1 protein-coding gene is annotated in these 1,050 nt (G+C 48.6%); it reads left to right on the forward strand.

Features of this window, described 5'->3' with window-relative positions:
* Positions 1–1,050 (forward strand): IS630 family transposase (locus AC6I6H_RS22455; protein WP_497956836.1); only part of this gene is annotated, 1,050 nt, incomplete at both ends.

The following is a 1,050-nucleotide window of genomic DNA, read 5'->3' on the forward strand; positions in this document are numbered from 1 at the left end:
ATTAGTAAAGCGCGATCAGAAGAATATCGGCGGGTTGAGCGAGCGCGTATTCTCCTTCATTTTGCCGATGGTATGAGTATTCCAAAAATCGCAGATGTTTTGGGTACGACCGTACCAAAGGTCAACCGTTGTGTCGACAAAGCACTTGCGGAAGGTTCCGAAGCAGCTTTGCATGAAGAAGCGCGGCCCGGAAGACCTCCCGAAGTGACGCCGGAAGCAAAAGCATGGGTGATCTCGCTGGCATGTCAAAAGCCCAAAGAATTGGGCTATTCCTATGAAGTCTGGACACAACGTCTACTTGCCCAGCATGTTCGAGAACACGCGGCTATAGCGGGTCATGACTGTCTCTCCCGCATGTCGTCAAGCAGTGTGTCCCGATTGCTTGCGGCACAGGAATTGCAGCCACATAAAGTCCGTTATTACTTGGAGCGGCGCGATCCCGACTTTGATGTGAAACGGGCAGAAGTTCTTTATGTTTATCAACAAGTCGAATACATTCTGGAGAACGAAGAGCTAAAACAACTCTGCGATGTTTATTTATCGTACGATGAGAAGCCTGGCATCCAAGCCATTGGGAACACAGCGGATGATCTGCCTCCCGTTCCCGGAGAACATCCAACCATCGGACGTGACTCCGAATACAAGCGACATGGAACGCTTAGCCTATTAGCGGGTATTGATCTGGTGACTGGCGAAGTCATCGGCTCGGTAGAAGATCGCCACCGGAGCCGTGAATTCGTTAATTTTCTCAAACGACTCGATACCCACTACAGCCCAGATTTGCGCATTCAAATCATTTTAGACAACCATTCCGCCCACATATCCAAGGAGACCAAAGCGTATCTGGAGAGTGTCCCGGACCGTTTTGAGTTTGTCTTCACCCCTAAGCATGGTTCATGGCTTAATGTGATTGAAAGTTTTTTTGCGAAGATGACGAAACAAGTACTTCGCCACATTCGAGTTAAGTCCAAGGAAGAATTGAAACAACGTATTGAATTGTATCTCCAGGAGGTTAACGAGAACCCTGTTCCTTTTCGCTGGACGTATGGA

The sequence above is a fragment of the Gorillibacterium sp. sgz306347 genome, from assembly GCF_059735245.1.